The sequence below is a fragment of the Saccharothrix sp. NPDC042600 genome, from assembly GCF_040647305.1.
Classification (GTDB): domain Bacteria; phylum Actinomycetota; class Actinomycetes; order Mycobacteriales; family Pseudonocardiaceae; genus Actinosynnema; species Actinosynnema mutabilis.
Map to the genome: position 1 here is coordinate 32,068 of NZ_JBEZBW010000052.1, position 25,304 is coordinate 57,371.

At 73.8% G+C, this 25,304-nt stretch carries 28 protein-coding genes and 1 pseudogene; 14 read left to right on the top strand and 15 right to left on the bottom strand.

The features are described from left to right. Position 1: 1 nt before the first annotated feature. Positions 2 to 2,206 (bottom strand): molybdopterin cofactor-binding domain-containing protein, encoded by a 2,205-nt coding sequence (locus AB0A74_RS26740; protein ID WP_358253578.1) that lies wholly within the window; start codon positions 2,204 to 2,206, stop codon positions 2 to 4. Positions 2,207 to 2,773: 567 nt separating this feature from the next. Between AB0A74_RS26740 and AB0A74_RS26745 the strand changes: the two genes are divergently transcribed. The 5 genes from AB0A74_RS26745 (at position 2,774) to AB0A74_RS26765 (ending at position 7,408) form a co-directional block, all read left to right on the top strand. Beyond that, the gene (locus AB0A74_RS26745) at positions 2,774 to 4,972 is read left to right on the top strand and encodes a nitrate- and nitrite sensing domain-containing protein (protein WP_358253580.1); all 2,199 of its coding nucleotides are present in this window, start codon (positions 2,774 to 2,776) and stop codon (positions 4,970 to 4,972) included. Between the two features lie 31 nt (positions 4,973 to 5,003). Beyond that, positions 5,004 to 5,366 (top strand): DUF742 domain-containing protein, encoded by a 363-nt coding sequence (locus tag AB0A74_RS26750; RefSeq protein ID WP_358253582.1) that lies wholly within the window; start codon positions 5,004 to 5,006, stop codon positions 5,364 to 5,366. 189 nt (positions 5,367 to 5,555) lie between these two features. Further along, positions 5,556 to 6,035 carry a superoxide dismutase family protein gene (locus tag AB0A74_RS26755; protein WP_358253584.1) on the top strand — a complete coding sequence of 160 codons (480 nt, stop codon included), beginning with the start codon at positions 5,556 to 5,558 and terminating at the stop codon, positions 6,033 to 6,035. A gap of 192 nt (positions 6,036 to 6,227) precedes the next feature. Further along, the gene (locus AB0A74_RS26760) at positions 6,228 to 6,557 is read left to right on the top strand and encodes a DUF3040 domain-containing protein (protein ID WP_358253586.1); all 330 of its coding nucleotides are present in this window, start codon (positions 6,228 to 6,230) and stop codon (positions 6,555 to 6,557) included. 218 nt (positions 6,558 to 6,775) lie between these two features. Beyond that, entirely contained in the window at positions 6,776 to 7,408 is a 633-nt protein-coding gene (locus AB0A74_RS26765) for a hypothetical protein (protein WP_358253587.1), read from the top strand. 14 nt (positions 7,409 to 7,422) lie between these two features. On the opposite strand, the gene AB0A74_RS26770 is transcribed toward AB0A74_RS26765, so the two are convergent. The 3 genes from AB0A74_RS26770 to AB0A74_RS26780 are packed head-to-tail and all read right to left on the bottom strand — an operon-like array spanning position 7,423 to position 9,675. After that, on the bottom strand, positions 7,423 to 8,166 hold the full coding sequence (locus AB0A74_RS26770; RefSeq protein ID WP_358253589.1) for a glucose 1-dehydrogenase: 744 nt from the start codon (positions 8,164 to 8,166) through the stop codon (positions 7,423 to 7,425). A gap of 44 nt (positions 8,167 to 8,210) precedes the next feature. Next, positions 8,211 to 9,059, bottom strand: a complete 849-nt coding sequence (locus tag AB0A74_RS26775; RefSeq protein ID WP_358253590.1) for a helix-turn-helix transcriptional regulator — start codon at positions 9,057 to 9,059, stop codon at positions 8,211 to 8,213. A 10-nt stretch (positions 9,060 to 9,069) separates the two neighbouring features. Beyond that, positions 9,070 to 9,675: a TetR/AcrR family transcriptional regulator gene (locus AB0A74_RS26780; protein WP_358253591.1), complete on the bottom strand. Its 606-nt coding sequence runs from the start codon at positions 9,673 to 9,675 to the stop codon at positions 9,070 to 9,072. A 64-nt stretch (positions 9,676 to 9,739) separates the two neighbouring features. Here AB0A74_RS26780 and AB0A74_RS26785 point away from each other — a divergent pair, with 64 nt between their 5' ends. Beyond that, a complete protein-coding gene (locus AB0A74_RS26785; RefSeq protein WP_358253593.1) occupies positions 9,740 to 10,684 on the top strand; it encodes a beta-ketoacyl-ACP synthase III in 945 nt (314 codons plus the stop codon). 53 nt (positions 10,685 to 10,737) lie between these two features. Continuing rightward, complete coding sequence (locus tag AB0A74_RS26790) at positions 10,738 to 11,049, top strand: hypothetical protein (RefSeq protein WP_358253595.1); 312 nt, start codon at positions 10,738 to 10,740, stop codon at positions 11,047 to 11,049. Here AB0A74_RS26790 and AB0A74_RS26795 read toward each other — a convergent pair whose 3' ends face one another. Together AB0A74_RS26795 and AB0A74_RS26800 are read right to left on the bottom strand one after the other, a co-directional pair. Next, the gene (locus tag AB0A74_RS26795; RefSeq protein WP_358253597.1) at positions 11,050 to 11,643 is read right to left on the bottom strand and encodes a GNAT family N-acetyltransferase; all 594 of its coding nucleotides are present in this window, start codon (positions 11,641 to 11,643) and stop codon (positions 11,050 to 11,052) included. It lies immediately after the preceding gene. Further along, on the bottom strand, positions 11,640 to 12,176 hold the full coding sequence (locus tag AB0A74_RS26800; protein WP_358253598.1) for a DUF664 domain-containing protein: 537 nt from the start codon (positions 12,174 to 12,176) through the stop codon (positions 11,640 to 11,642). The genes AB0A74_RS26795 and AB0A74_RS26800 overlap by 4 nt, the downstream gene beginning before the upstream one ends. 53 nt (positions 12,177 to 12,229) lie before the next feature. Here AB0A74_RS26800 and AB0A74_RS26805 point away from each other — a divergent pair, with 53 nt between their 5' ends. Continuing rightward, positions 12,230 to 13,246, top strand: coding sequence for a WYL domain-containing protein (locus AB0A74_RS26805; RefSeq protein WP_358253599.1), 1,017 nt, complete (start codon positions 12,230 to 12,232; stop codon positions 13,244 to 13,246). Here AB0A74_RS26805 and AB0A74_RS26810 read toward each other — a convergent pair. After that, positions 13,243 to 13,662 (bottom strand): nitroreductase family deazaflavin-dependent oxidoreductase, encoded by a 420-nt coding sequence (locus AB0A74_RS26810; RefSeq protein ID WP_358253601.1) that lies wholly within the window; start codon positions 13,660 to 13,662, stop codon positions 13,243 to 13,245. The two genes, AB0A74_RS26805 and AB0A74_RS26810, sit on opposite strands and share 4 nt — an antisense overlap. Before the next feature lie 147 nt (positions 13,663 to 13,809). Next, positions 13,810 to 14,370, bottom strand: coding sequence for a TetR family transcriptional regulator (locus tag AB0A74_RS26815; RefSeq protein WP_358253603.1), 561 nt, complete (start codon positions 14,368 to 14,370; stop codon positions 13,810 to 13,812). 100 nt (positions 14,371 to 14,470) lie between these two features. Here AB0A74_RS26815 and AB0A74_RS26820 point away from each other — a divergent pair, with 100 nt between their 5' ends. Then, positions 14,471 to 15,874 carry an FAD-dependent monooxygenase gene (locus AB0A74_RS26820; protein WP_358253605.1) on the top strand — a complete coding sequence of 468 codons (1,404 nt, stop codon included), beginning with the start codon at positions 14,471 to 14,473 and terminating at the stop codon, positions 15,872 to 15,874. Between the two features lie 53 nt (positions 15,875 to 15,927). Next, on the top strand, positions 15,928 to 16,116 hold the full coding sequence (locus tag AB0A74_RS26825; protein ID WP_343931735.1) for a hypothetical protein: 189 nt from the start codon (positions 15,928 to 15,930) through the stop codon (positions 16,114 to 16,116). On the opposite strand, the gene AB0A74_RS26830 is transcribed toward AB0A74_RS26825, so the two are convergent. Beyond that, positions 16,113 to 16,322, bottom strand: coding sequence for a DUF2795 domain-containing protein (locus tag AB0A74_RS26830; protein ID WP_358253607.1), 210 nt, complete (start codon positions 16,320 to 16,322; stop codon positions 16,113 to 16,115). The genes AB0A74_RS26825 and AB0A74_RS26830 overlap by 4 nt on opposite strands. 61 nt (positions 16,323 to 16,383) lie before the next feature. On the opposite strand from AB0A74_RS26830, the gene AB0A74_RS26835 reads away from it, so the two are divergent. Then, positions 16,384 to 16,716 (top strand): hypothetical protein, encoded by a 333-nt coding sequence (locus tag AB0A74_RS26835; protein WP_358253609.1) that lies wholly within the window; start codon positions 16,384 to 16,386, stop codon positions 16,714 to 16,716. Positions 16,717 to 16,731: 15 nt separating this feature from the next. Here the strand turns inward: AB0A74_RS26835 and AB0A74_RS26840 are convergent, their stop codons facing one another. Together AB0A74_RS26840 and AB0A74_RS26845 are read right to left on the bottom strand one after the other, a co-directional pair. Beyond that, positions 16,732 to 17,118 carry an STAS domain-containing protein gene (locus tag AB0A74_RS26840; protein ID WP_343931739.1) on the bottom strand — a complete coding sequence of 129 codons (387 nt, stop codon included), beginning with the start codon at positions 17,116 to 17,118 and terminating at the stop codon, positions 16,732 to 16,734. Between the two features lie 136 nt (positions 17,119 to 17,254). Next, entirely contained in the window at positions 17,255 to 17,665 is a 411-nt protein-coding gene (locus tag AB0A74_RS26845; RefSeq protein WP_358253611.1) for a DUF6292 family protein, read from the bottom strand. A gap of 165 nt (positions 17,666 to 17,830) precedes the next feature. Here AB0A74_RS26845 and AB0A74_RS26850 point away from each other — a divergent pair, with 165 nt between their 5' ends. Beyond that, entirely contained in the window at positions 17,831 to 21,334 is a 3,504-nt protein-coding gene (locus AB0A74_RS26850) for a CHAT domain-containing protein (protein ID WP_358253613.1), read from the top strand. 1 nt (position 21,335) lies between these two features. Here AB0A74_RS26850 and AB0A74_RS26855 read toward each other — a convergent pair whose 3' ends face one another. Genes AB0A74_RS26855 through AB0A74_RS26865 form a run of 3 tightly spaced genes read right to left on the bottom strand, consistent with a single transcriptional unit; the run spans position 21,336 to position 23,025 of the window. Next, complete coding sequence (locus AB0A74_RS26855) at positions 21,336 to 21,956, bottom strand: hypothetical protein (RefSeq protein WP_358253615.1); 621 nt, start codon at positions 21,954 to 21,956, stop codon at positions 21,336 to 21,338. A gap of 5 nt (positions 21,957 to 21,961) precedes the next feature. Further along, complete coding sequence (locus AB0A74_RS26860) at positions 21,962 to 22,132, bottom strand: hypothetical protein (RefSeq protein ID WP_358253616.1); 171 nt, start codon at positions 22,130 to 22,132, stop codon at positions 21,962 to 21,964. A gap of 8 nt (positions 22,133 to 22,140) precedes the next feature. After that, on the bottom strand, positions 22,141 to 23,025 hold the full coding sequence (locus AB0A74_RS26865) for a LysR family transcriptional regulator (RefSeq protein WP_358253618.1): 885 nt from the start codon (positions 23,023 to 23,025) through the stop codon (positions 22,141 to 22,143). A 111-nt stretch (positions 23,026 to 23,136) separates the two neighbouring features. Here AB0A74_RS26865 and AB0A74_RS26870 point away from each other — a divergent pair, with 111 nt between their 5' ends. After that, entirely contained in the window at positions 23,137 to 24,009 is an 873-nt protein-coding gene (locus AB0A74_RS26870; RefSeq protein WP_358253619.1) for an NAD(P)H-binding protein, read from the top strand. 90 nt (positions 24,010 to 24,099) lie between these two features. Here AB0A74_RS26870 and AB0A74_RS26875 read toward each other — a convergent pair whose 3' ends face one another. Further along, entirely contained in the window at positions 24,100 to 24,771 is a 672-nt protein-coding gene (locus AB0A74_RS26875) for a Pr6Pr family membrane protein (RefSeq protein ID WP_358253621.1), read from the bottom strand. Positions 24,772 to 24,878: 107 nt separating this feature from the next. On the opposite strand from AB0A74_RS26875, the pseudogene AB0A74_RS26880 reads away from it, so the two are divergent. Then, a pseudogene (locus tag AB0A74_RS26880) lies at positions 24,879 to 25,193 on the top strand (sigma factor); the annotation flags it as partial. Between the last annotated feature and the right edge of the window lie 111 nt (positions 25,194 to 25,304).

The window sequence follows — 25,304 nt, forward strand, 5'->3', positions numbered from 1 at the left end:
CTCAGAAGTTGATCGGGAAGCTGCGGGGACGGGTGCGGGTCGCGCGGGCGTAGGCGTTGGCCACGGCCGCCGCCGCGGCGGGCACGGCCAGCTCGCCCGCGCCGCCGGGTCGGCCGTTGGCCGGCATGACGAACACGTCGAGCTCGATCGGCGCGTGCTTCTGCCGCGCGTAGTGGAAGTCGCCGAAGCTGCCCTCCCGCACGCGCCCGTTGTCGATGTGCGCGCCGGCCTGCAACACCGTCGAGATGGCGTCCATCAGGCCACCCATCATCTGCGCCTTGAGCCCGGTCGGGTTGACCGGCAGGCCGACGTCCACGGCGATGGTCGCCCGGGTGACGCGCGGCGCCTTGGGGTCGCGCGCGTCGATCTCGACCAGGCACGCCGTGGCCGACCGGTACTCCTCGTGCACGCCGACGCCCTGCGCGTGCCCGGCGGGCATCGCCCTGCCCCACTGCCCTTCCGCGGCGACCTTGGCCAGCACCGCCTTGACCCGCGCGGACTTCAGCACCTGCGTGCGGAACTTCACCGGGTCCCGGCCCAGCTTCGCGGCCAGCTCGTCGACCACGATCTCCTCGGCGGTGCGCAGGTTCGCCGAGTACACCGACCGCCAGCTCCCGGTCGGCACCGGCATCGGCACCTCGCTGAGCACCTGCGTCACCACGCCGAAGTGGTACGGGCAGGTCGCCGAGAGCTGGAAGAACAGCAACCCGTCGGCGGGGCCGGACACCGCCGCGCCGCTGGCCGAGATGATCTCGCCGAACCCGTGCTTGAGGTCGGTCTCCACCGCGGCCATGCGGTGCTCGAACGCCTGCACGTCGCCGAGCAGGTGGGTGGCGCGGATCTTGTGGTGCGAGGCGGGGCGCAGCCGGCCGTGCTTGGTGTCGTCCGCCCGGGTCCACATGAGACGGACGGGCTTGCCGATCTTCTTGGACACCACGGCCGCTTCCAGCGCCGGGTCCCAGAACAGCCGCCGGCCGAACGACCCGCCGGCCCGCGACACGTGCACGGTCACCTTGTCCACCGGCAGCCCGACCGCCCGCGCGATCTCGTTCTGCGCCACGATCGGCGACTGGCACGGGAACCACACCTCGGCCCGGTCGGGCCGCACGTCGGCGACCGCGCCGAGCACCTCCATCGGCGCGTGCGGCACGAACGCGAAGTCGAACTCGGCGTCCAGCGAGCTGGACAGCAGCCCCGGCACCACCAGCGGCGCCACGGCCTGCCGCAGCTTGGACCGGATGGTGGTGTCGGACAACCCGACCGCCGGGCCGTCCTTCCAGGTGATCTTCAGGGCGTCGCGCGCCTTCAACGCGATGTCGAACGACGTGGCGCTCACCGCGACGCCGGTGTCGATGCGGGTCACCGCGACCACGCCGCGGATCGCCCGCGCGGCGGTGTCGTCCACCGACACCACGGTGCCGCGGATCGTCGGGGGCCGGGCGACGACCGTGGCCAGCGCGCCCTCCACCTCGACGTCGAGGGTGTACTTGGCCTTGCCGGTGACGATGTCGCGCGCGTCCACCCGGCCGGTCGGCTGCCCGACCAGCTTGTAGCCCTTGGCGTCCTTGGGCAGCGCGGCCACCGGCGCGGAGGTCGTGGTGGCGGCCTCGACGGCCAGCTCGGCGAAGGTCAGCGTGCGGCCGTCGGCGGCCACCACCGCGGAGTCGCGGGTGCTCAGCGCGGACACCTCGACGCCCCACCGCTTGGCGGCGGCGGTGACCAGCCGGCCGCGCGCGGCGGCGGCGATCTGGCGGACCGGCTCCCACAGCGTGCGCATGCTCGTGGAGCCGCCGGTGAACTGGTTCCACAGCAGGGTCGGCGTGGCGTCGGCCAGCTCGACCCGCACGTCGGCGAGCTTCGCGTCCAGCTCCTCGGCGATCAGCATGGCCACGGCCGTGGTGATGCCCTGCCCGGACTCGGCGCGCGGCAGCTCGAAGACGACCGTGCCGTCCTCCTCGACGCGCAGCGCCATCGTCCACGCGGTGGGCCGGCTCGCCAGGGTGATCACGTCGCCCAGGTCGAGCAGGTCGGCGGGCTGCGGGAGGCTGGGCAGCGCCTGCGCGTCGGTGGCGTCGTAGCCGACGTAACCGCCCACGGCCAGCGTCGGGGCGGCGATGGCGAAGGTCAGGAATCTGCGCCGCCCGATCCCCGGCTTGCGGTCGGTCGGGGGATCCGCCCGGTTGATCTGCTCGCCGGCGCCGGCCATCCGAACTCCTTGTCAGACTTATTGCAGGGTGTTTGCAGGGGGTGTCGCCAATAAACCGTCGACATTCGCACGCCGAGCACCGGAGTTTTGTGCGGATCCGCCAGGTCAGCGGGCTGCGAGAGTCGAAAGAGAAACCCTCTCACGTTTCGCCGGGACTACACGGACAGGTGCGATCGACGGCCCGGGACAGGGGTCAGCGTCCCTTTGGCCGTGGTTCCGCGACACTCTAGGTAACCCCAAACGGGTAGATCCATCCGCCGTTCGGAGTAACTGGGGGTATACGGGTAGTCAACCACGTGTACTACCTACCCTGGGGTAGCTACCCCTTGCGAGATCTGCTATAAAAACCCCCGCACACCAGTCCAGCGCATCACCACAAATGAGCCGCAGGTGACTTCGGGGCACCTGCGGATGCCTTGTCGGCTGTTGTCGGGGTTATTTCCGCTCGTGGCGGCGTGTCCAGCCCGCGCGTCCGCCAGTTCGTTGTCGTCCGATTCCGCGATCCGGTGATGGCGAGTCGCCCCGCTGCGTGCCGACGATCCGGGGAAGGTTGAAGAGACGACGTCCATGCGCACACCGAAGCGGCTGCGGGGATCGGGCACGATCCAGTCCCGCGTCCTGGCCATCGCCCTCATCCCCTCGATCGCGATCATGGTCGTGGGTGTCGTCCTGTCCGGTTACCTGGCCTACCAGGGGATCAGCACGCGCAACTTCGCCGACAACGTCCGCAGCTCGCTGGGACCCAGCTCGCGGGTCATCCAGGCGGTCCAGGAGGAGCGCCGGCTGACCACGATCCAGCTCAACGACCCCGGCGCCGACCGCAAGCGCCTGGCCGAGCAGCGCGGGGCCGTCGACACCGCGCTGGTGGAGCTGTCGGCCACCGTCGAGCGGCTGGCCGAGGACGCGCCCGACGAGCTGCGCAAGCCGCTGCAGCTGCTCGGCGACGCCTCCCGCGACCTGCCCCAGATGCGCCAGCGCGCCGACTTCGGCGCGGTGACCCCCGGCCAGGTCTACGACTTCTACGGCGACCTGATCGACTTCGTCGGCCTCGGCGTGCAGGGCATCGCCCGCTCGGCCACCGACGGCGAGGTCGCCTTCGAGCAGACGATCAGCTCCGAGCTGCTGCGCTCGGTCGAGGCCCAGGCCCGCTCGCACGTCCTGGTCGAACGCGCGATGACCCGCGGCCTGGACGAGAAGGAGTACCACGAGCTGGCCCACCAGATGGGCACCTACCACGAGCTCATCGAGACCATCGTGCCCCGGCTGACCGACCAGGAGCGCACCGACTACACCAACCTCAAGGGCACCGACGCCTGGAAGACCCTGGTCGCGGGCGACGACAAGATCATGGCCAAGGGGCCGGGCAAGCACGCCCCGGACTTCGATGTCGAGGCGTGGGAGAACGCCAACAAGACGGTGTCGGAGAACCTGCTCAAGCTCTACGCCGCCCACTCCACCTACGCCGCCGACCTGGGCACCAGCCGCGGCGGCGCGGTGCTGACCGCGTCGCTGACCGCGGGCGGGGTCATCCTGCTGCTGGCACTGGCCGCGATGCTGATCGCCCTGCGCCAGTCCCGCTCGCTGATCCGCAGGCTCACCACGCTGCGCAAGGACACCCTGGAGGTGGCCGAGCACAAGCTGCCCGACGTGGTCGCGCGCATCGGGCGCGGCGAGCGCGTCGACGTGGAGTCCGAGCTGCCCCACTTCGACCACGGCGACGACGAGATCGGCGAGGTCGCGCGGGCGTTCGAGAAGGCGCAGCGGTTCGCGGTGTCCGCCGCCGCCGAGGAGGCCGAGACCCGCCAGGGCGTGCGGTCGGTGTTCCTCAACATGGCCCACCGCAACCAGGTCATGGTGCACAAGCAGTTGCAGGTGCTGGACAAGGCCGAGCGGTCCGAGGAGGACCCCGACCAGCTCGCGCTGCTGTTCCAGCTCGACCACCTGGCCACCCGCAGCCGCCGCAACGCCGAGAGCCTGATCATCCTGGGCGGCAAGCGGCCCGGCCGGCAGTGGCGCAACCCCGTGCCGCTGCTGGACGTCGTGCGCGGCGCGGTGTCGGAGACCGAGCACTACAGCCGGGTGGACACCGGCGCGCTGCCGGAGGTGAAGCTGGCCGGCGCGGTCGTCGCCGACGTCATCCACCTGCTGGCCGAGCTGGTCGACAACGCCACCGCGTTCTCCCCGCCCGAGACCCACGTGGACATCGTCGCCACCCGGGTCGGGCGCGGCGTGGTCATCGAGATCGAGGACCAGGGCCAGGGCATCCAGGAGGAGCGGCTGGCCGAGCTGAACCGCCGGTTGCAGAGCCCGCCGGACTTCGGCGTGATGGCCCTGACCGGCGAGACCCGCATCGGCCTGTTCGTGGTGGGCCAGCTGGCCAACCGCAACGGCATCAAGGTCGCGCTGCGCGAGTCGATCTACGGCGGCGTGCAGGCGGTCGTGCTCCTGCCCAACGACCTCATCGCCGAGGAGACCCCGGTGACGCCGGCGGAGGAGACCGCGACGCTGGCCCCGGTGTCCGCCGCGCCGCTGCCGCGCCGGGCCCCGCTGGACCGCCGCACGCCCGGCGAGTCGCTGGCCACCCGCACGCCCGGCGAGTCGTTGGGCAGCGTGTCCGGGTCGTTGGGCAGTGTGTCCGGGTCGCTGCCGTTGTTCGAGCCCGCCGCCGAGCCCGTGGCCTTCGCCGAGCCCGAGCCGGAGCGGTCGCGGGCCGGGTTCGCCGCGTTCCAGCAGGGCGTGCAGCAGGCGCGGGGTGAGCAATCGTGACGGTCGCCGCCGGGGGAGGGGTGCCCGCGTCGTGACCGACGACGAGCACGCGTGGTACGACCAGGACGCCGGCCCGCTGGTGCGCCCGTACCAGGTCACCCGCGGGCGGACCAAGCCGGTCGGTCCGCAGCTGGACCTGATCACGCTCGTCGTCGCGACGGGCTTGCAGCCGCACGGGCTGAACCCGGAGTACGCGCGCGTGCTGGAGGTGTGCGCCGTGCCCCAGTCGGTCGCGGAGATCTCCGCCAAGGTCGGGCTCGCGCTGGGCGTGGCCCGGGTGGTGATCAGCGACCTGCTCGAACGGGACTTCCTGATGTTCCGCTCGCGGACGATCTCCGCGATGCCGGACCTGGAGATGCTCCAGCGGGTGCTGGAGGGGATTCGCAGGCTCTAGAAGCCCTCGTCCGAGGGTTGAGCACAGTTGGGAACGCGGGGCCCGCCAGCCCCGCGCACGGCGTAGGAGGCCGCGATCCGCACACGCACGGTTGCCGTTCTGACCCTGGCCGCCGCCCTCACGGGCTGCGGGCAGGGTGGCGCGCAAAGCACCACCACCTCGACCACCCCGTCCACGCCGTCGTCCTCGGTGGCGTTGCGCGGCGGTGGCCAGTTCGCCGCGTTCACGCCGGAGGGCACGGCGATCACGTACCACCCGGAGCTGGTCCCGGCGGGCTCGTCCGCCGAGGTCGTCGTGACGACGTCCGCCGCGGGCGTGGTCACGGAGCTGAAGGTCACCGGCCTGCAGCCCGGCCGGGCCTACGGCGCGCACGCGCACGTCAAGGCGTGCGGGGAGAAGGGGGAGGCGGCCGGTCCGCACTTCCAGGACAAGGCGGACCCGGTGACCCCTTCGGTCGATCCCGCGTACGCCAACCCGCGCAACGAGATCTGGCTGGACTTCACCACCGACGACAAGGGCGCCGGCACCGCGAAGTCCACTGTGGACTGGCAGTTCGCCGACCGGAGGCCCGCCTCGGTCGTCATCCACGAGAAGACGACGGCCACCCACGCCCAGCACGCCGGCACCGCCGGCGCCCGCCTCGGCTGCGTGTCGCTCAAGCAGCCCTGACCCGGGCGGTCGTGACGCGACCCCCGCGAGGTCGAACCGGCCTCGCGGGGGTTCGACCAGGGTCGGCGGGGTTCGACCGGGGTAGGCGCGGGGTACTCGACGCTCCAACAGAGCAATCTCGTGCTGGCGCACGGGGTGGTTCTTCGGGTGATACTGGACGGGTCGGGACCCCGCGCGCGGAGGTGGCTGGTCATGGGCTTGAGGGACCGTGAGAAACGCGCGCTCGACGAGATCGAGCGCAACCTCGCCGCCGAGGACCCGCGCCTGGCCACCAGGTTGGCCCGGATGCGACCCGGGCGTCGGCTCACCGGCCGCCTGGCGGTCGGGGTGGCGTTGACGGTCGTGTACCTGCTCGGGTTGACCGTGGTCGTGTTCGGCGTGACCACGCAGTCCGTCGCGCTGGTGGCGTTGGGCGCGGTCGTGGCCGCGGTGTTCCCGGTGCTGCTGGTGGTCGACGCGGTGCGCGCCGGGCGGCAGCCGGACCCGTACACGGTCGCCGACCGGACGCCGTCGATCGGCTAGCGCTCGTCGTCGGGCCGCGCTCGTCGGTTGGCCGGCGTGGGCCACGCAGGGTGACACCCGAAAGAGTGGCCTGCTCTGGCATTCGGGGGCGAAGAGGGGCAGAGTTTTCCGGTACCCCATCACCCTCCACGCGCGCGAGGCGAGCCATGTCGAGAGTCGTCGCAGAATCCGTCGAGGCCCTTCCCCGTTCCGGCGGCCGTCGGACGATCGCGGTGGGCGTGGACGGTTCCGAGGCGGCGGCCCGTGCGCTGGACTGGGCGGTCGAGCACGCCGCCGGCCGGGCGGAACTGGTCGTGGTGGGCCGGGCGCGGTCGGTGGACCGGACGCGCGTGGTGGGCCGGTTCGTGCCCGGGGGGCCGGACGAGTTGCGCACGCTGGAGTGCGACACCCTGGTCGTGGGGTCGCGCGGCGAGCCGTTCCACGGCCTCGCGGCGGCGGCCGAGAACCCGGACCGGCAGCTCGTCGTGGTGCGCGGCCTGCCCCGCCTGGCGACCGGCGTGGTGACGGCGGCGGTGGGCGGCGTCTCGGACCGAGCGGTCCTGCGCGCGGCGGCCCGGATCTGCCGCGCCCGCGCCGCCCGGCTGCGCCTGTTGCACCTGCACCTGCACTTCGGCGGCGTGGCCGAGGTCGGCGAACCGGACGACACCCCGTTGCGTCACGCAACCAAGTACCTGCGGGCGATCGCGCCGGACCTGGAGCCGACCACCCTGCTGGACCGCCGTGCGCCCCATGAGGCGTTCGGCGCGCCCTCGACCGACCTGTTGATCATCGGACGTGGTTACGGCGGCACGGTCGGCCGAGTGGCGAAGACCGCCTTCTACCACTCGGCCTGCCCGGTCCTCCTGGCCTGACCCCCGCTGTCGGGTTACGTCATCGGTCCGGCGATGGTGGCCACCACGCCGCCGTCGACGACGAGGTCCTGGCCGGTGATGTAGGCGCTCTCGTCCGAGGCCAGGAACGCCACCGCGGCGGCCACCTCCTCCGACGTGCCCAGGCGGCCCGCCGCCACCCCGTCCACGACCGCGTCGTGGGCGTCCGCCGGCACGTTCTCGTGGTACATCCGGGTCTCGATGTAGCCCGGGCTCACCGAGTTCACCCGGATCCGCCTCGGCGCCAGCTCGGCCGACAGCGTCCGCGACAGGTTGTGCACCGCCGCCTTGGTGGCCGCGTAGAGCGACGCCCCCGGCATGCCCCGGTGCAGGGTCCACGACGCGTTGATCACGACCGAAGCGCCGTCCGCCAGCAGGGGCAGCGCCTTGGTGATCGTGAAGTAGACGCCCTTGAAGTTGATGTCCACCACGCGGTCGAACTCGTCCTCCGTGACCTCCGGTGCGAGCTGGAAGGACGCGACTCCCGCGTTGGCGAACACCACGTCCAGCCGGCCGAAGCGGGCGTCGATGTCGGTCATCAGGGTGTCCAGGTCGGCCAGGTCGGCGACGTCGCCCGCCACGCCGTGCATGCCCGGCTCCAGCGCGGCGTCGAGCCTGGTCTTGTCCCGGCCGGTGACGACCACCTGCGCGCCCTCCGCCACCAGGCGGCGCGCGACCGCCAGGCCCATGCCGCTCGTGCCGCCGGTGACCAGGGCGGTTCTGCCCTCGAATCGGTTCATGGTCACCAGCTTGTGCGCCGCCGAACGGGCTGGGCAGTGCGTGTCTAACCCGGGTGTGCCACCACCACCCTGAGCCGGGACAGCCGCTCCACCAGCTCGGCGGTCCCCGTCCCGGGGCGCGGGTTGTAGAGCTCCAGGTACCAGTCCGGGTGGTCGGTGACGGTGAGCGTGGTGGTGTCGAACAGCAGCCGTCCCACTTCCGGGTGGTGCACCGCCTTCACCGCCTGCGCGGGCACGCCCACGTCGTGGCGCGCCCACAGCTGCGCGAACTCGGGGCTCACCGCGGTCAGCTCCGCCACCAGGCGGTGGAACTCCGGGTCGTCCGGGGTGCGTGCCGCCTCCGCGCGGAAGGACGCGACGACCGCCGGCGCGACCGACGCCCAGTGCTCGTAGGGCTCCCGGTACCGGGTGTTGGTGAAGAACGAGATCATGCAGTTGTGGTCGGTGTCGTCGTACCCGAGCACGGCCCGCGTGCCGTCGTTGATGGCCAGCAGGTTCCGGTAGCGGTCGCGCAGCAGGGCCGGGCGCGGTGACCACGCGTCCACCAGTTGCCGCAGTTCGGGCGTGACCTCGCGGTCCCGGCGCACGGTCCGGGGCGGGTTCAGGCCGGCCAGGACGTACAGGTGCTCGCGCTCCGGCTCGTCCAACCGCAGCGCGCGGCCGACGGCGTCGAGGACCTCGCCGGACACGCGGATGTCCCGGCCCTGCTCCAGCCACGTGTACCAGGACACGCCGACCCCGGCGAGCACGGCGACCTCCTCGCGCCGCAACCCGGGCGTGCGCCGCCGACCCGCCGACGGCATGCCGACGTCCTCGGGGGTGATCCGCGCCCGCCGGGCGCGCAGGAACTCGCTGAGCTGGTGCCGCCGTGCCGTCGTAGATCCCTTGGCCACGGATCCAACGTTAACCCGCGAGGATCCGGTCCAGCGCCCGGCGGGTGCGCGCGTGGGCGTCGGGGGAGCCGAACAGCTGGATCTCCTGGTTCAGCGCCAGGAACACGCCGAACACCTCGAACGCGACCTGGTCCGGGTCGGTGCCGGCGGGCAGGTCGCCGTGCGCCACGGCGGTGGTCACCTCGCTCGCCAGCCGGCGCCGCCACGCGGTGAACAGGCGGGCGACGGCGTCGCGGACCGGACCGCCGCGCGCGTCGAACTCGATCGCGGCCGTGGTGAACAGGCACCCGCCCGGAAAGGTCGCCCGCTCGGTCTCCAGGTAGTCCGCCCACGTCCCGCACAGCGCGCGCAGCCGGGGCAGGCCCGGCTCGACGTGCTCGACCGGCCGCCACACGGTCCGCGTGAACACCTCCGACGCCCCCCGCAGCGCCGCGAGCTGCAACGCCTGCTTGGTGCCGAAGTGCCCGAGCACCCCGGCCTTGCTCATGCCGAGGTCGGCGGCCAGCCGGCCGATGGTCAGGCCCTCCAGGCCGTCCACGGACGCGATCGCCATGCCGCGCGCCACGATGCGCTCGCGGGTGTGCCGGGCTTCGACTGCGGACTTGCGCGGACTCATGCCGACCATCTTAGCTACCGACCGATCGGTTGCTATTGTCGGGTTCGACCTTGAGGAGACCACCATGTCGGGAAGCCGCATCGCCGCCCTGGGCCACCACCAGCCCTCGGGCGTCCTGACCAACGACGACCTGGCGACGATGGTCGAGACCAGCGACGAGTGGATCCGCCGCCGCACCGGCATCGCCACCCGCCGCATCGCCGCGCCCGACGAGTCCGTGACCGACCTCGCCGCCGCCGCGGCGGCCAAGGCGCTGGCCGCCGCGGGCCTCGCGCCCGCCGACATCGGCCTGGTCACCGTGGCGACCTGCTCCGCGATCGACCGGTGCCCGTCGATCGCCGCCCAGGTCGCCGCCCGCCTGGGCATCCCGTCGGCGGTCGCGTTCGACCTGAACAACGGCTGTGCCGGCTTCTGCACGGCACTGGCCGTCGCCGACCACTCGGTGCGCGCCGGCGCGGCCCGGCACGCGCTGGTCGTCGGGGCCGAGAAGATGTCCGACGTCACCGACTGGACCGACCGCGGCACGTGCGTCCTGCTCGGCGACGGCGCGGGCGCGGCGGTGCTCAGCGCGTCCGACGACGCCGGGATCGGGCCGGTGGCCTGGGGGTCGGACCCCACGCGGGGCGACGCCGTCCGCCTGGTCGACGAGTGGCGGCCGAGGTTCGCGCAGGAGGGGCAGGCGGTGTTCCGGTGGGCCACCGGCGAACTGCCCGCCGTCGCGCGGCGGGCGTGCGAGCTGGCCGGGCTGGCCCCGGCGGACCTGGCCGGGATCGTGACGCACCAGGCGAACCTGCGGATCATCGAGGCCCTGGCGCGTCAGCTCGACCTGCCGGAGGGCGCGGTCGTCGCGCAGGACGTCGTGGAGTCGGGCAACACCTCCGCCGCGTCGGTGCCGTTGGCGCTGTCCAAGCTGGTGGACCGGGGCGACCTGCCGTCGGGCGCGCCGGTGCTGCTGTTCGCGTTCGGCGGCGGACTGTCGTGGGCCGGGCAGGTCGTCACGGTTCCGTAAGCGCGTAGAACTGCTCATGCGCCGGACCCCGGCGCATGAGCAGACTCGGCGGCATGACCGAGATCGACCGGCGTCGGACGCTGGGGCTTGCCGGGTTCCTGCTGCCGTGCGCGTTGCTGGTGGCGCTGTACCTCGCGTACTCGTCCGACACCTTCGCCTCCTGGGGCTGGCTGGGCGGCGAGTACGCGTACGCGTTCATCGGCGTGGCCGTCGGCGCGATCCTGCTCGGGTGCGTGGTCAAGCTGGTCGGACCGGACAAGCCCGGCGGCGCGTTCGGCACCGGGCTGGTCCTCGGCGGCACCCTGGGCGTGCTGGTGGTGGTGGCGTTCATCGTGGTGTTCCTCGTGGCCTGGTCCCGGATGTGATCAGGCGAAATCGACCCGCATCACCACCCGGCGCGGCGTCGGGTGGGCGACCTGGGTGAACCCGGCCTCCTCGAAGACCTGCCGGACGCCCACGTGCGTCTCGCCCCACGTGATGTGCTTGCCCGGCGGGACGACCATCGGGTACGCCTCGACCGCCCGGGCGCCGCTGTCGCGCGCGTGGTCGAGGGCCGCGCGGGCCAGCGGGTAGGTCAGGCCGCGACCCCGGAAACCCCTGCGCACGACGAAACACGTCACGACCCACACGTCGGCGTCGTCCTTGTCCTCGTCCCGACCCGCCCACGGCACGCGCAGGCCGCGCAGCTTCGGGTACGCGGTGCGCGGCTCGACCGCCACCCACCCCGCCGGCTCACCGTCCACGTAGGCCACCAGGCCGCTGGTCGCCGGCGCGTCCGGCTCCCCGCACGCGGTCTGCTCGTAGAGCCGGTCGACGCGTTCGTCCAGCGTGGAGTCCCGCCAGATCCACCCGACCACCTTGAACCGCTGGCACCGGCACCGCCCGGCGTCGGCGGTGCCGAAGATCGCGTCGATGTCCTCCGGCGAGGCCGCGTTGGCCGGGACGACCTCCGTGCTCACCGCGGCGGGTCCTCGCCGACCAGGCCGTCCACCGCTTCCCGCATGAGGTCCGCGTGACCGGTGTGCCGGGCGTACTCGTCGTGCAGGTCGCACAGGACGCGCCGCAGGTTCGGCCGGGCGCCGTCGCCGTAGACGTGCGCGGACAACCGGTCCAACCCGCCCTCGGCCAACGCCGCCGCCCACGCGGCCCGCGACCGCTCCACCGCCGCCCGCCACCGCGCGTACAGCCCGCGGGCGTCGTCCTCGGCGGCGGAGGTCCACTCCCACTCCTCGTCCGGCGCGGTGTCCCACGGCGGCGAGATCGGCCGGCCGAGCAGGTCGAGGTCCGTGCGCTGGTCCTCCACCCGGGTCAGGTGCTTGAGCAGACCGCCCAGCGTCATGGCCGACGGCGGGTGGGGCCTGCGCAGCGCTTCGGCGTCCAGCCCGCCGACCTTCCAGGCGATCTGGGCGCGGGAGCGTTCCAGCGCGAAGAGCATCATCTCCACCTCGCCCGCCGTGAGCGACGGTTCGTGGATCGCGGTGTCGCCGTTCATGACCCGCACGTTAAGCTGGATTCCGGACGTTCTGCTTCCGGAACAGGCCAACCATGTCCCCCACCGCTCGCGCCCTGCTGGCGCTGGAACTCCTCCAAGCCACCCCGGGCATCACCGCGGACCGCCTGGCCGAGAGGCTCGGCGTGTCCGAGCGCGCCGCCCGGCGTTACGTGGGCATCCTGCGCGAGGCCGGCGTCCCCGTGGAGTCCGAACGCGGCCCGTACGGCGGCTACCGGGTGGGCCGAGGCCTGCGCCCGCCACCGTTGATGTTCACCGCGACCGAGGCGTTGGCCCTGGTCATGGCGGTCCTGGACGGCCACCACGACGCCGGCGACCCCGAGGACCCGGCCGGCAGCGCCCTGGGCAAACTGATCCGCGCCCTACCCGCTTCAGTGGCGGCCCAGGCCCAGGAGGTCCGCCGCACCACGGCCCCGGCCCCGGACCGCGCCGCCGCCCGCCCGGCCCCGGACACCACGGCGACCCTGGTCCGAGCCTGCGCGACCCACCACGCCGTCCGCCTGGACTACCGCTCCGAGTCGGGCAGGGAATGGACCACGGAGGTGGACCCGTGGTCGGTGGTGGTCCGCCACGGCCGCTGGTACCTCCTGTGCCGCCCACACCACTCGGACACCCGCCGCGCCTACCGCATGGACCGGGTCCGGAAGGTCACCACCCTGGACGCGACCTTCACGCCACCCGCCGACCTGGACCCGGTGGCGGAGCTGGAGGACCACCTGGCCAGCGGCTGGGAGTACCAGGTGGAGGTGCACATCAACGCGCCGCTGAGCAGAGTCGCCGCTTGCATCCCCCGCGTCTTGGGCCGCCTGATCGAACAGGACGACGGGACCACTCACCTGATCGGCAGCACCAGCAACCCGACCTGGTACGCGGAACAACTGGCGACCATCCCGGCCCCGTTCAAGGCGGTGCACTGCCCAGAACTGCGCACCGCCCTGACCACCCTCGCCCAACGCCTGGAGGCAAGCGCCGACCAGCCCGCCAACGGGCAGTCCGCTGGGAAGGACACCGCGCCCGGCACTCCCGAACTCAGCCCGGGCGAGCCCGGCTAGGCCCGCTCCAGCACCACGATCGGGATCACGCGCTCGGTCTTCTTCTGGTACTCCGCGAACACCGGCGAGTAGGCGACCATCCCCGCGTACAGCCGATCCCGCTCCGCCCGGTCCTCGACCACCGTCGCCACGGCCTCGAACTTCTCCTCGCCCACCTCGACCGTCACCTTCGGCGTGGCGACGATGTTGTGGTACCAGGCCGGGTGCTTCGGCGCGCCCGCGTACGACGCCGCGACCACGTACCGTTCGCCGTCGCGCGTGTAGGCCAGCGGGGAGACGCGCTCCTCGCCCGTGCGCGCCCCGACGGTGGTCAGCAGCAGGAGGTTGCCGCCCTCGAACCGGCCGCCGACCTTGCCCCCGTTGGCCCGGAACTCGGCGACCAGCCGCTGGTTGAACTCGCCCACGCCCTCGGCCATGCGGTCACGTTCCTCTCTAAGTTCGGTGTCTCCCGAACAATCATAGGCGACGTGGATCACAGGGTCCGCCGCGTGGGACGCGGTCCGGGACTCCAGGCCACCGCGACCGGTCGCGAACGGCCGCGGTCGGTCGCGACCGGCCGCGGGTCAGTCCGGCGTGCCGGTGAGGTAGCGCTGGAGCGTCGGGCCGATCCACGCCACCAACTCGTCCCGGCTCATCGCCACCACCGGCGGCAGCCGCAGCACGTACCTGGTCAGGGCGATCCCCAGCACCTGCGTGGCGATCAACCCGGCCCGCGTGCCCACCTCATCCGGCGCGACCTTCGCCACCACCGGCCCCAACTGGGTCGCGAAGATCTCCCGCATCCGCTCCACCGCGGTCGCGTTGGTCACCGCCGCCCGCAGCAACGCCATCAACGTCTCGTCGCCGTCCCACCGGTCCACCACGTGCCCGGCCAGCCGCCGACCGACCTCCCCGACGGGCAGGTCCGTCACGTCCGGCAGCCGCAGGTCGAACTCCGCCGCCGCCGCGAAGAGCTTCTCCTTGTTGCCGAAGTACCGCATGACCATCGACGGGTCGATGCCCGCGTCCGCCGCGATCGCCCTGATGGTGGCGCGCTCGTAGCCGTCTTCGGCGAACCGCTCGCGGGCCGCGGCGAGGATCGACTCCTTGGTCGCGGCCGAGCTTCGGGGCTTGTCGGAGGCCATGCCAACGATTGTAGGCCAACAAGTGTTGACATCGCCACCGCGCACCCGCCAGACTCATGCCAACACACGTTGGCAAACAAGCGTTGGCAAAGGGGGAGTCATGAGCGGAACGACCGAGGTGCTCGTGGTCGGGGCCGGGCCGACCGGGCTGCTGCTCGCCGGGGACCTCGCGGAGGCGGGCGTCCGGGTGGTCGTGCTGGAGCGCCGCGACGGGCGGGTGTCGAACCTGTCCCGCGCGTTCGGCGTCCACGCCCGCACGCTGGAGCAGCTCGACGCGCGCGGCTTGGCCGACCGGCTGGTGCCCACGGGCGCGGCGCTGGACCGGGTCCGCCTGTTCGGCGGGGTGGAGGTGGACCTGGGCGCCCTGCCCAGCCGGTTCCCCTACCTGCTGATCACGCCGCAGTACAACGTCGAGAACCTGCTCCGCGAACGGGCGCTGCGGGCCGGCGTCGAGATCGTGCACAACGCCGAGGTCAAGGGCATCGCGCAGGATGCCGACGGCGTCACCGTCACCACCGCCGACCAGACCTACCGCGCCGCCTACGCGGTCGGCGCGGACGGGTTCCACAGCGCGGTCCGGGCGGCGCTCGGGCAGCCGTTCCCCGGCCGCTCGGTGCTCAAGTCGATCATGCTGGCGGACGTGCAGGTGGCCGAGGCGCCCGCCGACCTGCTGGCCGTCAACGGCGTGGGCGACGCGTTCGCGTTCATCGCGCCCTTCGGCGACGGCTACTACCGCGTCTTCGCCTGGGACCGCCGCCGCGCCGTCGCCGACGACGCGCCGCTCACCCTGGACGAGGTCCGCGACGTCACCCGGCGCGCCCTGGGCACCGACTTCGGCATGCACGACGCCCGCTGGCTGTCGCGGTTCCACAGCGACGAGCGGCAGGTGCCGGACTACCGCGTGGGCCGGGTGTTCCTGGCCGGCGACGCCGCGCACGTCCACTCGCCGGCCGGCGGCCAGGGCATGAACACCGGCCTGCAGGACGCGGCCAACCTGAGCTGGAAGCTCGCCGCCGTGCTGCGCGGCGCGCCCGACCGCCTCCTCGACACCTACCAGGCCGAACGCCACCCCGTCGGGCGCGCGGTGCTGCGCAGCAGCGGCGGCATCATCCGGGCCGCCATGATCAAGTCGTGGCTCGGGCGGGCGGTCCGGGGAGTCGTCGGCCGGGTGGCGCTGTCGGTGCCCGCCATCGCCCGCAAGGCCACCGGGCAGCTCAGCGGCGTCGGCTACACCTACCCGCGGCCCGCCGGCGCGCACGAGTTGGTCGGCACGCGCGCCGCGGACGTCGCGGTGGGCGGTCGCCGCCTGTACGAGGTGCTGCGCGGGCAGAAGTTCGTGGTGCTGGGCGACGCCGACGTCACCGGGTGGGAGGACCGCGTCGAGGTCGTCCCGGGCGCCGGCGGCCCGCTCGTGCTGGTCCGCCCGGACGGGTACGTCGGCTGGGCGGGCGCCGACCCGGCCGCGCTGCGCCGGGCCCTGGCCGAACTGGTGGGAACCCGCTGAACCGGGGTACCCGGGGTGTCCGGAGTGGATGGACCCGACGAGGAGGGCGTGTCGTGGAACGGGAGAGCACCCAGCACGGTCCCGCGGTGGACGACGAGCTGAAGCACGAGGTGGAGGACTCGCTGCGGGCGGGCGGCCCGACGCACGCGGAGGAGTTCCGCGATCCGGAGATGCCCGACGCGGAGGAGTCCGGCGACCTCGGCCTGGACCCCGGCCGCCGGGCCGACCCGCCGACCGCCTAGCGGTCCCGGCTCTGGTCGATCGCGACCGAGTCGAGGACCTCGTCGAACGAGCCGTAGACGCCGTCGGGGACCGAGCGCAGCGCGTGCACCGTGTCCTCGTCGGCGTTGTTGCGGGATGCGTGGTCGGCCAGTTGCGCCTTGTCCGCCGGGTACGCGACGTCGCGCAGGGCGGTGCGCAACCGGTCGACGGTGGTCGTGTCGGTCATGCCGCCCGACTACCCGGGAGGGGTCGGGGTAAACGCCCGCGGCAGCGGGCACCCCGGTGGCATGGACGTCGACGTGAGGGAAGACCTGCGGCGGTTCGTGCTCGACCGGCTGGCCGAGGACGAGCGGCGGCTGGCCGAGGACGGGACGACCGCGCTGGACGACGCCGAGGGCCGGGGCCGGCTGCGGATCGTGCGCGCCGACGACGGCGAGGGCCTGCTGCTGCTCCCGGGCACCAGTGACGAGGACCGCGTGCCCGTTCCGTTCGCGGAGAAGGCGGCGCTGCTGCGCGACGAGCTGGAAGCCGGCGCGGACGACGACACCCTGCGCCTGCTCGCCACCGCCTACGACACCCACCACGCGTGGCAGGAGGAGTGGCGCCCGCAGCTGGGCTAGCCGGGCGGCCGGGGGTCAGGAGGCTTCCGGGCGGGTGTCGCCCAGGACGGCAGCGGCGGCCATCGCCGGGTCCGGCCGGACCGTGACCAGCGTGTCCACCTCGGTCGCGGCCAGGGGGCGCAGCACCGTGGGCTGCGTGGCGGCGATGCCCAGCGGCACGCCCAGCCGGCGCGCGTGGTGTTCGGCCTCCACCAGCATGGAGATGCCGGTCGAACCGAAGAACACCACCTGGCGCAGGTCGATCACGAGCACGGTGGGGCGGGTGTCGAGCAACCGGGACACCTCGGCGCGCAGCCGCGGTGACGTGGCCATGTCCACCTCGCCGACCACTTCGAGCACGACGACGCCGTCGGATTCGGCGGTCGTCACCCGCAGCGCCCGGTCGAGTTCAGGTCCCGTCATCCCCGTCGCTCCCCGCCGTGAAGCCGCGAGGGCCCGTCCCGGACTGGCCGCTCAACCGGGATCGTCCTCACGGTGACGCCTTCGTGTCCGCTTCGAACGTACGACCGCCGCGGCGATCCGACAAGCGGACCCGCTGTCACGCGGTGCGTGACAACTCCGCCGTGTCGTAGGTGCGCAGCCGCACCGAGAGGTCCCCGACCCGGCGCGGCGCGGGCAGCGACACCGCGGCGCCGTGCTGAACCTGGTCCAGCCAGGCGGCGACCACGTCGGGCGGCGGCAGGACGTCCCCGCCCAGGCGCGCCCGCACGACCAGGTCCTCCCCGCCGTGCGTCTCGACGGCCGCGGCCCACCCGTCCCGCTCGTCCCACACCAGCGCCAGGTCGTCGTCCGGGAAGCCGGGCAGGTGGCCGTCCACCGCGACGTAGGCCGACGCCGGCCGCTCGGCCTGCACCAGCGAGCACTCGCCGCTCAACCCCAACGCCTCCGTGACGCGCCGGACGTACTCCCGCAACGCCCGCGTCGCCGCTTCCTCGAAGTCCCAGCTCATCGCCAACCGCCCTCGTTCAACCGGACCGGGCGCCGACTGTTTGACGCACCGCCCAGATACCCCAACCGGGTGACCGTCCAAACACACGACCCGGCGAACCGATCACCGACAGCCGAAAAGCGCAGGTCAGCCCGCTCCCTCGGCGGGCGGGCCAGAATGGGGTCCGTGGCGGACTTGCGGCTGGTGGCCCGGGACGTGACCGGGCCCACCCGGTGGCGGTGGGAGCTGGTGCGCGCGGGGGAGGACCGGCCGCTGGCGGAGCACCGCGTCGAGCTGGACCCGCGGGCCTGGCAGTTCCAGGCGTTCACCGACCTGCACCGGTACGTGGGCTGGAACGCCGCCCCGGACCGCCTGCTCGCGAGCACGGCCGAGCTGCTGGCGGAGGTCGGTCGGTGGGCCGGCGCGGAGGTGCTGGGCGACCGGGTCGCGGCCCGGATCGCCGAGGCCGCCGGCACCGTGCGGGTCGAGGTGCCGCCGCACGCGGAGACCCTGCTCCACCAGCCGCTGGACCTGGCGCACTGCGCCGGGCGCGCGCTGGCCGACACGCCGGGCGTCGGGTTCACCTTCGCCGTGCCCGGCTCGCCCGCGCCGAAGGAGCCGGTGGGCGCGGCGCTGCGGGTGCTGGCCGTGTTCAGCCTGCCGCACCGCACGACCGCGCTGGGCCAGCACCGGGAGCGGCACCGGTTGACGCGGCTGGTGCGGGAGGTCGTCGAGCGGGGGCGGGCGGTCGAGCTGACCGTGGTGCAGTACGGCGCGACGCGGCGGCGGTTGGCGGCGGTCGCCGGCGCCCGCGGCTGGGACGTGGTGCACCTGTCCGGTCACGGCGGCGTCGGCCTGTTCGCGCTGGAGGCCCCGGACGGCACCCGGGACGTGGTCGACTCACGCACCCTCGCCCACCTGCTCGGCCCCACCCGCCACCGCCTGAAGCTGGTGGTCGCCTCCGCCTGCGAGTCGGCCGCCGCCACCACCGCCCACACCGCCCACCTGCTGGACCTGGCCGCCGACCCGGTCCCCGCACCGCCCGACGCGCCGGAAACCGGGGTGGCGGTGGCGTTGGCACGGGCGTTGGGGTGCTCCGTGGTGGCCATGCGGTACCCCGTCGACGACGCGTTCGCCACCGAGTTCGCCGAGCACTTCTACCGGCGGCTGTTGACCGGGAGCCCGGTGGACGCCGCCACGCGCGGGGCCACCGCCGAGGCCGCCGCGGTGGTGCCCGGGGTGCCGCTCTCGGTCGTCGCGCCGGCGGTGTTCGAGGTCGCCCCCGGGTTGACCGTGGCCGCACCGGTCGGGCGCGCGCCACGGCCCGGACCCGATCGGATGGCGCACTTCCCGGCCGAGCCCGAGCGGTTCGTCGGGCGGGGCGCGGTGATGGCCCGGGCGGCCGCCGTGCTGGCGGCCGGCAGCGGACGGCCAGGGGTGCTGCTGCACGGGATGGCCGGGGCCGGGAAGACCGCCTGCGCCGTCGAACTGGCCTACCGGCACCAGGAGGACTTCGACGCGGTCGTGTTCTGGCGCGCCCGCCCGGACCCGGTGGACCTCGCCGTCCAGTTGGAGGCCCAACTGGGCCTGCCGGTGGTGGACAAGGCCGACGCGCTGGGGGAGTGGCTGACCGCGTTCCTCGAACACCGGCGGGTGCTGCTGGTGCTGGACAACCTCGAAACGCTGGAAGGGTCCGACGAGCGGTGGGCGTCGGTGTGGCGGGCGCTGACCACGCACCGGGGCGCGTCCCGGGTGATCGGCACCAGCCGGGTGCCGCTGCCGGGGGTGGACGGGTTGTCGGTGTCCGCGCTGACCCGCGACGAGGCGCTGCTGCTCACGCGGGAACTGCCCAACCTGGGCCGGATGCTGCACCCGGACGCGGTCGCACCGACCGGGGCGGTGGCCGCCGACCGGTACCTGGTCCGGCGCGTCCTCGCGCTGGTCCAGGGGCATCCCAAGCTGCTGGAACTGGCCGACGCGGCGGCGGCGGACCGGCGCGCCCTGGTGACCCGGCTCAACCAGGCCGAAGCGCACGCCGCCGACCACGGGATCGCGCTGTCCGGGTTCTTCGCCGGGGACGGGGGCCGCACCGAGGCCGACTTCGTGGCGGCGCTCGCGCACTGGACGCTGGCCTCGCTGGCCGCGCTGCCCGAACCGGCGCGGCTGCTCGCCCGACTCCTTTCGCGCATGGAGGAGGGCGACCGGATCGCCCCCGTCGTCGCGCGGACGTGGGAAGGGCTGTGGCACCGGCTGGACCGGCCGGACCCGGTGCCCGCGCCACCGCTGGACGCCCTGCACGACGCCGCCCTGGCGCGGGTCGAGGACGGCGCGGTCGACCTGCACCCCGGCGTGGCCGAGGCGATCCGCCACGACACCGACCCGGGCACCGGCAAGACCCTCGACGTCATGCTCGTCTCGTGGTGGGACCACGTGTTCCGCGAGGGCGCGCGCCGGCCCGGCGCCGAGAACTCCGCCCTGGTGCTGCGGGCGGCGTTGGCCGCCACGCCCTACCTGGTCCGGCTCGGCGAGTACGCGCTCGCGGCGGAGATGCTGCTGCACGCCGTCATCCGCGACACCTCGCCGACGACCGTCCACACCGCGCTCTCCGCGCTGCGGCGCATGGCGGGCCTCACCGACGACGACGCCGTCCACGGCGTGCTCGCGGAAGTCCTGCGGCACGTCGATCCCGCCCAGGCGGAAACCCTGTTGCGGCAACGGCTCCGGTCAACCGACCACGCCGCCGCCGCACGCGCCGCGGGCGGGCTGTTCAACGTGCTGCGCGACGCCGGCCGGCTGCCCGAAGCGCTCGCCGTGGCCGAGCAGGTCCGGGAACTCAGCCGGAAAGCCGGCCACGGGCCGTGGGCGCAGGCGCAGGGCCGCGTCGCGCGCCTCCAGGTGCTCGGCCTGATGGGCCGCCACCACGACGTGCTGGCCGAGACGGAGGTCCTCCACGCGGAACTGGCCCGGTTGCCCGACGTGCCCGCGGTCGGCGACCCGGTCGAGCCGTGGTCGGTGCGGGAGATGGTGCTCGACACCGCGTGCGAGTCGGCGTTGGCGCTGCGCGAGTGGGAGGCGGCGCTGGCGTTCAACGAACAGGCGGTGGCGAGCAAGCGGCGGCGCGGCGCGGCGAGCCGGGAGTTCGCGCGGACCTGGTTCAAGTCGTTCGGGCCGCTCGTCCAGCTCGACCGGATCGACGAGGCCGACCGCCTGCTGCGCACCTGCCAGCGGGTGTTCGAGGAGCTCGGTGACGTCTCCATGCTCATCCCGGTGTTCGGCGCGCGGGCCGTGGTCGAGTACGCGCGGGGACGCCTGGACGTCGGGCTCGACCTGCAACGGACCGCCCTGCGGCTGGGCTACGCCCGGGGCGACCTCGGCAACACCGCCACCGCGCACCACAACCTGGCGAGCTTCCTGTCCCCGACCGGCGACCGGGCCGAACGGTCCGCGCACCGGCTCGCGTCCGCGCTGCTGCGCTTCGTCATGGGCATGGGGCACGACGTGGGCGGCTCCCTCGCGGCGCTGGCCGACGAGTACCGCGTCGGCGACGAGCCCGCGACCTTCGCCGAGCTGGTCCGCCTGGTCGAGCGCACGCCCGGGGTGCGCTTCGCGGAGGTCGTGGGGAGGTTCGGCGACGGCGAGCAGGCGTTCGCCGCCTTGCTGGAGCTGGCCGAACGGCTGCGCCGCGGGTGACTCAGGGCTTCGCGGCGCCGCCCGTCGCCACCAGGAACGCGACCACCCCGGCCACCAGGAGCACCCCGCCGAACACCGTCCACCGCCGCGCCCGCCGCAACGCGAACCGCACCTGTTCGGCGTGCGCCAAGGCCAGCAACCACTTCACGTACGGGTCGGTCCGCTCCACGTTGGTCCGCGCGCGGGACAGGTTGTGCGCCAACGCCCGTTTGCGCCGGACGTCCTCCTCCGCCTCATGCGCCCGGTGCAGCCGGGCCGCGACACCGCGGTGCGCCAGCAAGTTCGCCACGCTGGTCGCGGCCGTCCCGAAGTACTCCTCGGGCGCGGCGTCGATCCGCGCGACCAGCTTGCGCAACCGCTTCCCCGACAGGTCCGCCACCGTCACGACGGTCGGTTCGAGCACCCGGCTGGTCTGCCAGATCGCGGTCCCCACGCCCACCAGCACGGCCAGCAGGCCACCGCCGGCCAGCAGCGCGTCGGCGATCCCGTGCACCCGGCCGATGCCCACCAGCGGACTGCCGCCCACCAGCGCCGCGCCGACCGCGCCCAGCGCGCCCAGCAGCCACTTGGCCGTGGCGCGCATGTCGGCGATCGCGTCCAGCGGGGAGGGCGGGTCGGCCACCGGGGTCACCGCCCCGCCGTCGGGTCGTCGCCCTTCACGACCACGTTCGGGTTCACCGGGTCGGCCGGCACGTCCGCGTAGGTCACCCACTCGCGCCCGTCGAAGACCCGCAACTCGCCGTCGTCGTCCAGCCAGATGTCGTTGGGCCGCGGGTTCTGCGGGGGACCGGCGCTCACCCACCGGATTATGCACCCCGGGCCTGCGCGCCCACCGGCGATCCGGCGACCCCGGTGGCCGCGCGCACGAACGCCGCGACCGCCCGTGACCGCGAGTTCCGCGGCCACGCCACGGACAGCGTGAACGGCGGCAGGTCGGTGACGGGCCGGTACGCCACGCCGGGGCGCGGGTGGCGGCGGGCCAGGGAGCCGGGCAGGAACCACACCATGCGGCCCAGTTCGACCATGTTGAAGATCTCGGCCACGTCCCGGGGCCGAAACCCGGTGGTGGTCGCCGTGCCCGTGCCGTCCTCCTCGGCGGGGGAGCCGTCGGGCAGGACGCGCCCGGCGAAGTCGGCCAGCCGCAACTCCGCGCGGGCCGCCAGCTCGTCGCCGACCGTCAACGCGACCACGCGGGTCTCGGTGACCAGCGGTTCGGAGTCCAGGTCGGCCGCTTCGGCCGGGCCGGGCAGCAGGGCCACGTCGGCGCGGCCGTCGCGCAGCGCCACGGCCTGGTCGCCGCGCCCGCCCAGCACCAGTTCGACCGGCGGGAGTCCTTGCGTGCGTTGGTACTCCGCGAGCATCGCCGGCAGCAACCCCGCGTCGAAGTCGGCCTTGAGCGCGAGCCGCAGCGCCGGCGTGGGACGGCCCGCGTGCCGGGTGCGGCGGGCGGCGGCGCTCACGGCGTCCAGCGCGGTTCGGCCCTCGCGCAGCAGGACCTCGCCGGCGGGGGTGAGCGCCACGTGCCGGGTGGTGCGGTCGAGCAGCCGAACGCCCAGGCCGCGCTCCAGCTCCCGGATCGCCCGGGACAGCGGCGGCTGCGCCATCCCCAGCCGCCGCGCCGCCCGCCCGAAGTGCAGCTCCTCGGCGACGGCCACGAAGTAGCGCAGCTGCCGGACCTCCAGGTCGTCCATACCCGCACGGTATCAACGCGGACCGGATCGGTCCTTCAGTCGCGCGGGTCCCGCCGGTTGACTCGACGCCGTTGTGCCCCAACCAGATCCGAGGAGAACAGCGTGATCGTCGTGACCACACCGACGGGCAACACCGGCCGCAGGGTCGTCCGCGGCCTGCTCGACCGGGGCGCACCCGTCCGCGTGATCGCCCGCGACCCGTCCCGCCTGCCCGACGACGTCCGGGACCGCGTGGAGGTCGTCCAGGGCTCGCACGCCGACGCCGACGTCGTCGCCAAGGCGTTCGCCGGGGCGGAGGCCGTGTACTGGGTCCCCACGCCGGACCGCGGGACCCCCGACGTCCAGGCCGCCTACGTCGGGTTCACGCGGGCGGCGGCGCGGGCGTTCACCGAGCAGGGCGTGCGGCGGGTCGTCGGTGTCTCGGCGCTCGGCCGCGGGTCGGCGCTGGCGGGCGAGGCGGGCCTGGTGACCGCGTCGCTGGCGATGGACGACCTGATCGCGGGCACGGGCGTGCACTACCGGGCGCTGACCATGCCGTCGTTCATGGACAACGTGCTGCGCCAGGTCGAGCCGATCCGCGACCACGGCGTGTTCGCCGACATCGTGTCCGGCGACCGGAAACTGCCCCTGTGCGCCACCCGCGACATCGCCGACGTGGCCCTGGACCTGCTGCTGGACGACTCGTGGCAGGGCAGCGCCGACGTCCCGGTGCTCGGGCCGGAGGACCTGTCCCACGACGAGATGGCCGCGATCATGACCGAGGTGCTGGGGAGGCCGGTGCGCTACCTGCGGGTGCCCGAGGACGCGTTTCGAGCGCGGCTGACGGCGGCGGGCATGTCGGAGCCGTTCGCCGACGGCATGGTTGCGATGATGCGCGCGAAGGACAAGGGCCTGGACAACACCGAACCCCGCACACCGTCCTCCACCACCCCCACCACGTTCCGCCAGTGGTGCGAGGAGGTCCTCAAGCCCGCCGTCGGCTGATCACCCCCGTGAAGGCGATCCGGTCCGCCGACAACTTCGGCGGGCCACCGCCCAACGCGCGTCGGCCGGACGCGCCCCGATCGAGTGAACTCAGCGCAGGGGCGCGGGAAGGTGTCGGTCCAGCAGTTTGAACACCGCCGCGAGCACCACCGCCACCGCGACCACCAGCAGCGCGTTGCGCAGCGCGTCCGCGAACCCCAACTTCGTCACGTCCAGGAACGGGTACGGGTACCACCGCGTGAACGCGCCCTGCGTGAAGATGTAGAGCAGCCACGCCACCGGCCACAGGAACGCCGCCGCCACCGTCCCCCACGTCATGCGCGGACGGGGTCCGAGCAGCAGCCAGGCCGCGAGGAACGCCCACGGCGAGACGTAGTGGAACCCGATCGTCGCCACCAGCGCCGCCCCCGTCAGGTGCACCATGGGCGCCAGGACGATCGCGAACACCAACCCCGTGATGACGATGCCCAGCAACGCGTCCAGCCGGACCACCCGCCACACCGGCCCGTCCCGCGTCGGCCGCCGCGCCAGCACCAGCGACGCGGCCAGCACCAGCAGGTTGCTCTGGATGGTGAAGAAGCTGAACAGCCGCCACAGCCGCGTGCCCAGGCCGCCGGCGGCCTGCCCGGGGTTGGCGTCCGCGCCGCCGGTGAAGATCAGCGCGAGGTCGATGACCAGCGACCCGAGGACGATCACGGCGATCGCGGCGTGCACCCACCGCGACACCGTCTCCGCCGTGAGGCGGCGCTGCACGGTGACCATGGCGGTAGCTTAGGCCGAACGGATCAACGGCACAGGGTGAGCGCGTGCTCACCGCGAGTCGCCGTGAACGTCGCGGCCGGCTGCGGGCAACACCAGGTGTGAGGACGATGACCCAACACACGACGGCGGGTGCGCGGGCGTCCGACGCGGACGACCGGCCGGACCTGTCCGGACCCGGGCCGGGCCTCGTCTTCGGGCGGCTGTTCGACCGGCACGCCCGGCCGTTGCACCGCTACCTGGCCCGCCGCGTCGGCGACCTGGCCGACGACCTGGTGGGCGAGACGTTCCTGGTCGCCTACCAGACCCGGGCCGGCTACGACCCGGAACGCGGCACCGCCCGGTCGTGGCTCTACGGCATCGCCACCAACCTGCTGCGCCGCCACGTGCGCCAGGAGGTGCGCGGCCTGGCCGCCGCCGCCCGCGCCGCCGGGTCCGCCGCGGGCCAGGAGGACCACGGCGGCCGGGTGGCCGACCGGGTGTGCTCAGCCGCTCCGGTGACGACGTGCTGCTGGTGACCGTGGGCGCGTTCGGCG

Bases quoted from the DNA above. Each gene is read 5' to 3' on its own strand.
- AB0A74_RS26740 (WP_358253578.1), bottom strand. From the start codon at position 2,206: ATGGCCGGCGCCGGCGAGCAGATCAACCGGGCGGATCCCCCGACCGAC.
- AB0A74_RS26745 (WP_358253580.1), top strand. From the start codon at position 2,774: ATGCGCACACCGAAGCGGCTGCGGGGATCGGGCACGATCCAGTCCCGC.
- AB0A74_RS26760 (WP_358253586.1), top strand. From the start codon at position 6,228: ATGGGCTTGAGGGACCGTGAGAAACGCGCGCTCGACGAGATCGAGCGC.
- AB0A74_RS26770 (WP_358253589.1), bottom strand. From the start codon at position 8,166: ATGAACCGATTCGAGGGCAGAACCGCCCTGGTCACCGGCGGCACGAGC.
- AB0A74_RS26780 (WP_358253591.1), bottom strand. From the start codon at position 9,675: ATGAGTCCGCGCAAGTCCGCAGTCGAAGCCCGGCACACCCGCGAGCGC.
- AB0A74_RS26785 (WP_358253593.1), top strand. From the start codon at position 9,740: ATGTCGGGAAGCCGCATCGCCGCCCTGGGCCACCACCAGCCCTCGGGC.
- AB0A74_RS26790 (WP_358253595.1), top strand. From the start codon at position 10,738: ATGACCGAGATCGACCGGCGTCGGACGCTGGGGCTTGCCGGGTTCCTG.
- AB0A74_RS26800 (WP_358253598.1), bottom strand. From the start codon at position 12,176: ATGAACGGCGACACCGCGATCCACGAACCGTCGCTCACGGCGGGCGAG.
- AB0A74_RS26805 (WP_358253599.1), top strand. From the start codon at position 12,230: ATGTCCCCCACCGCTCGCGCCCTGCTGGCGCTGGAACTCCTCCAAGCC.
- AB0A74_RS26810 (WP_358253601.1), bottom strand. From the start codon at position 13,662: ATGGCCGAGGGCGTGGGCGAGTTCAACCAGCGGCTGGTCGCCGAGTTC.
- AB0A74_RS26815 (WP_358253603.1), bottom strand. From the start codon at position 14,370: ATGGCCTCCGACAAGCCCCGAAGCTCGGCCGCGACCAAGGAGTCGATC.
- AB0A74_RS26820 (WP_358253605.1), top strand. From the start codon at position 14,471: ATGAGCGGAACGACCGAGGTGCTCGTGGTCGGGGCCGGGCCGACCGGG.
- AB0A74_RS26830 (WP_358253607.1), bottom strand. From the start codon at position 16,322: ATGACCGACACGACCACCGTCGACCGGTTGCGCACCGCCCTGCGCGAC.
- AB0A74_RS26835 (WP_358253609.1), top strand. From the start codon at position 16,384: ATGGACGTCGACGTGAGGGAAGACCTGCGGCGGTTCGTGCTCGACCGG.
- AB0A74_RS26840 (WP_343931739.1), bottom strand. From the start codon at position 17,118: ATGACGGGACCTGAACTCGACCGGGCGCTGCGGGTGACGACCGCCGAA.
- AB0A74_RS26845 (WP_358253611.1), bottom strand. From the start codon at position 17,665: ATGAGCTGGGACTTCGAGGAAGCGGCGACGCGGGCGTTGCGGGAGTAC.
- AB0A74_RS26865 (WP_358253618.1), bottom strand. From the start codon at position 23,025: ATGGACGACCTGGAGGTCCGGCAGCTGCGCTACTTCGTGGCCGTCGCC.
- AB0A74_RS26875 (WP_358253621.1), bottom strand. From the start codon at position 24,771: ATGGTCACCGTGCAGCGCCGCCTCACGGCGGAGACGGTGTCGCGGTGG.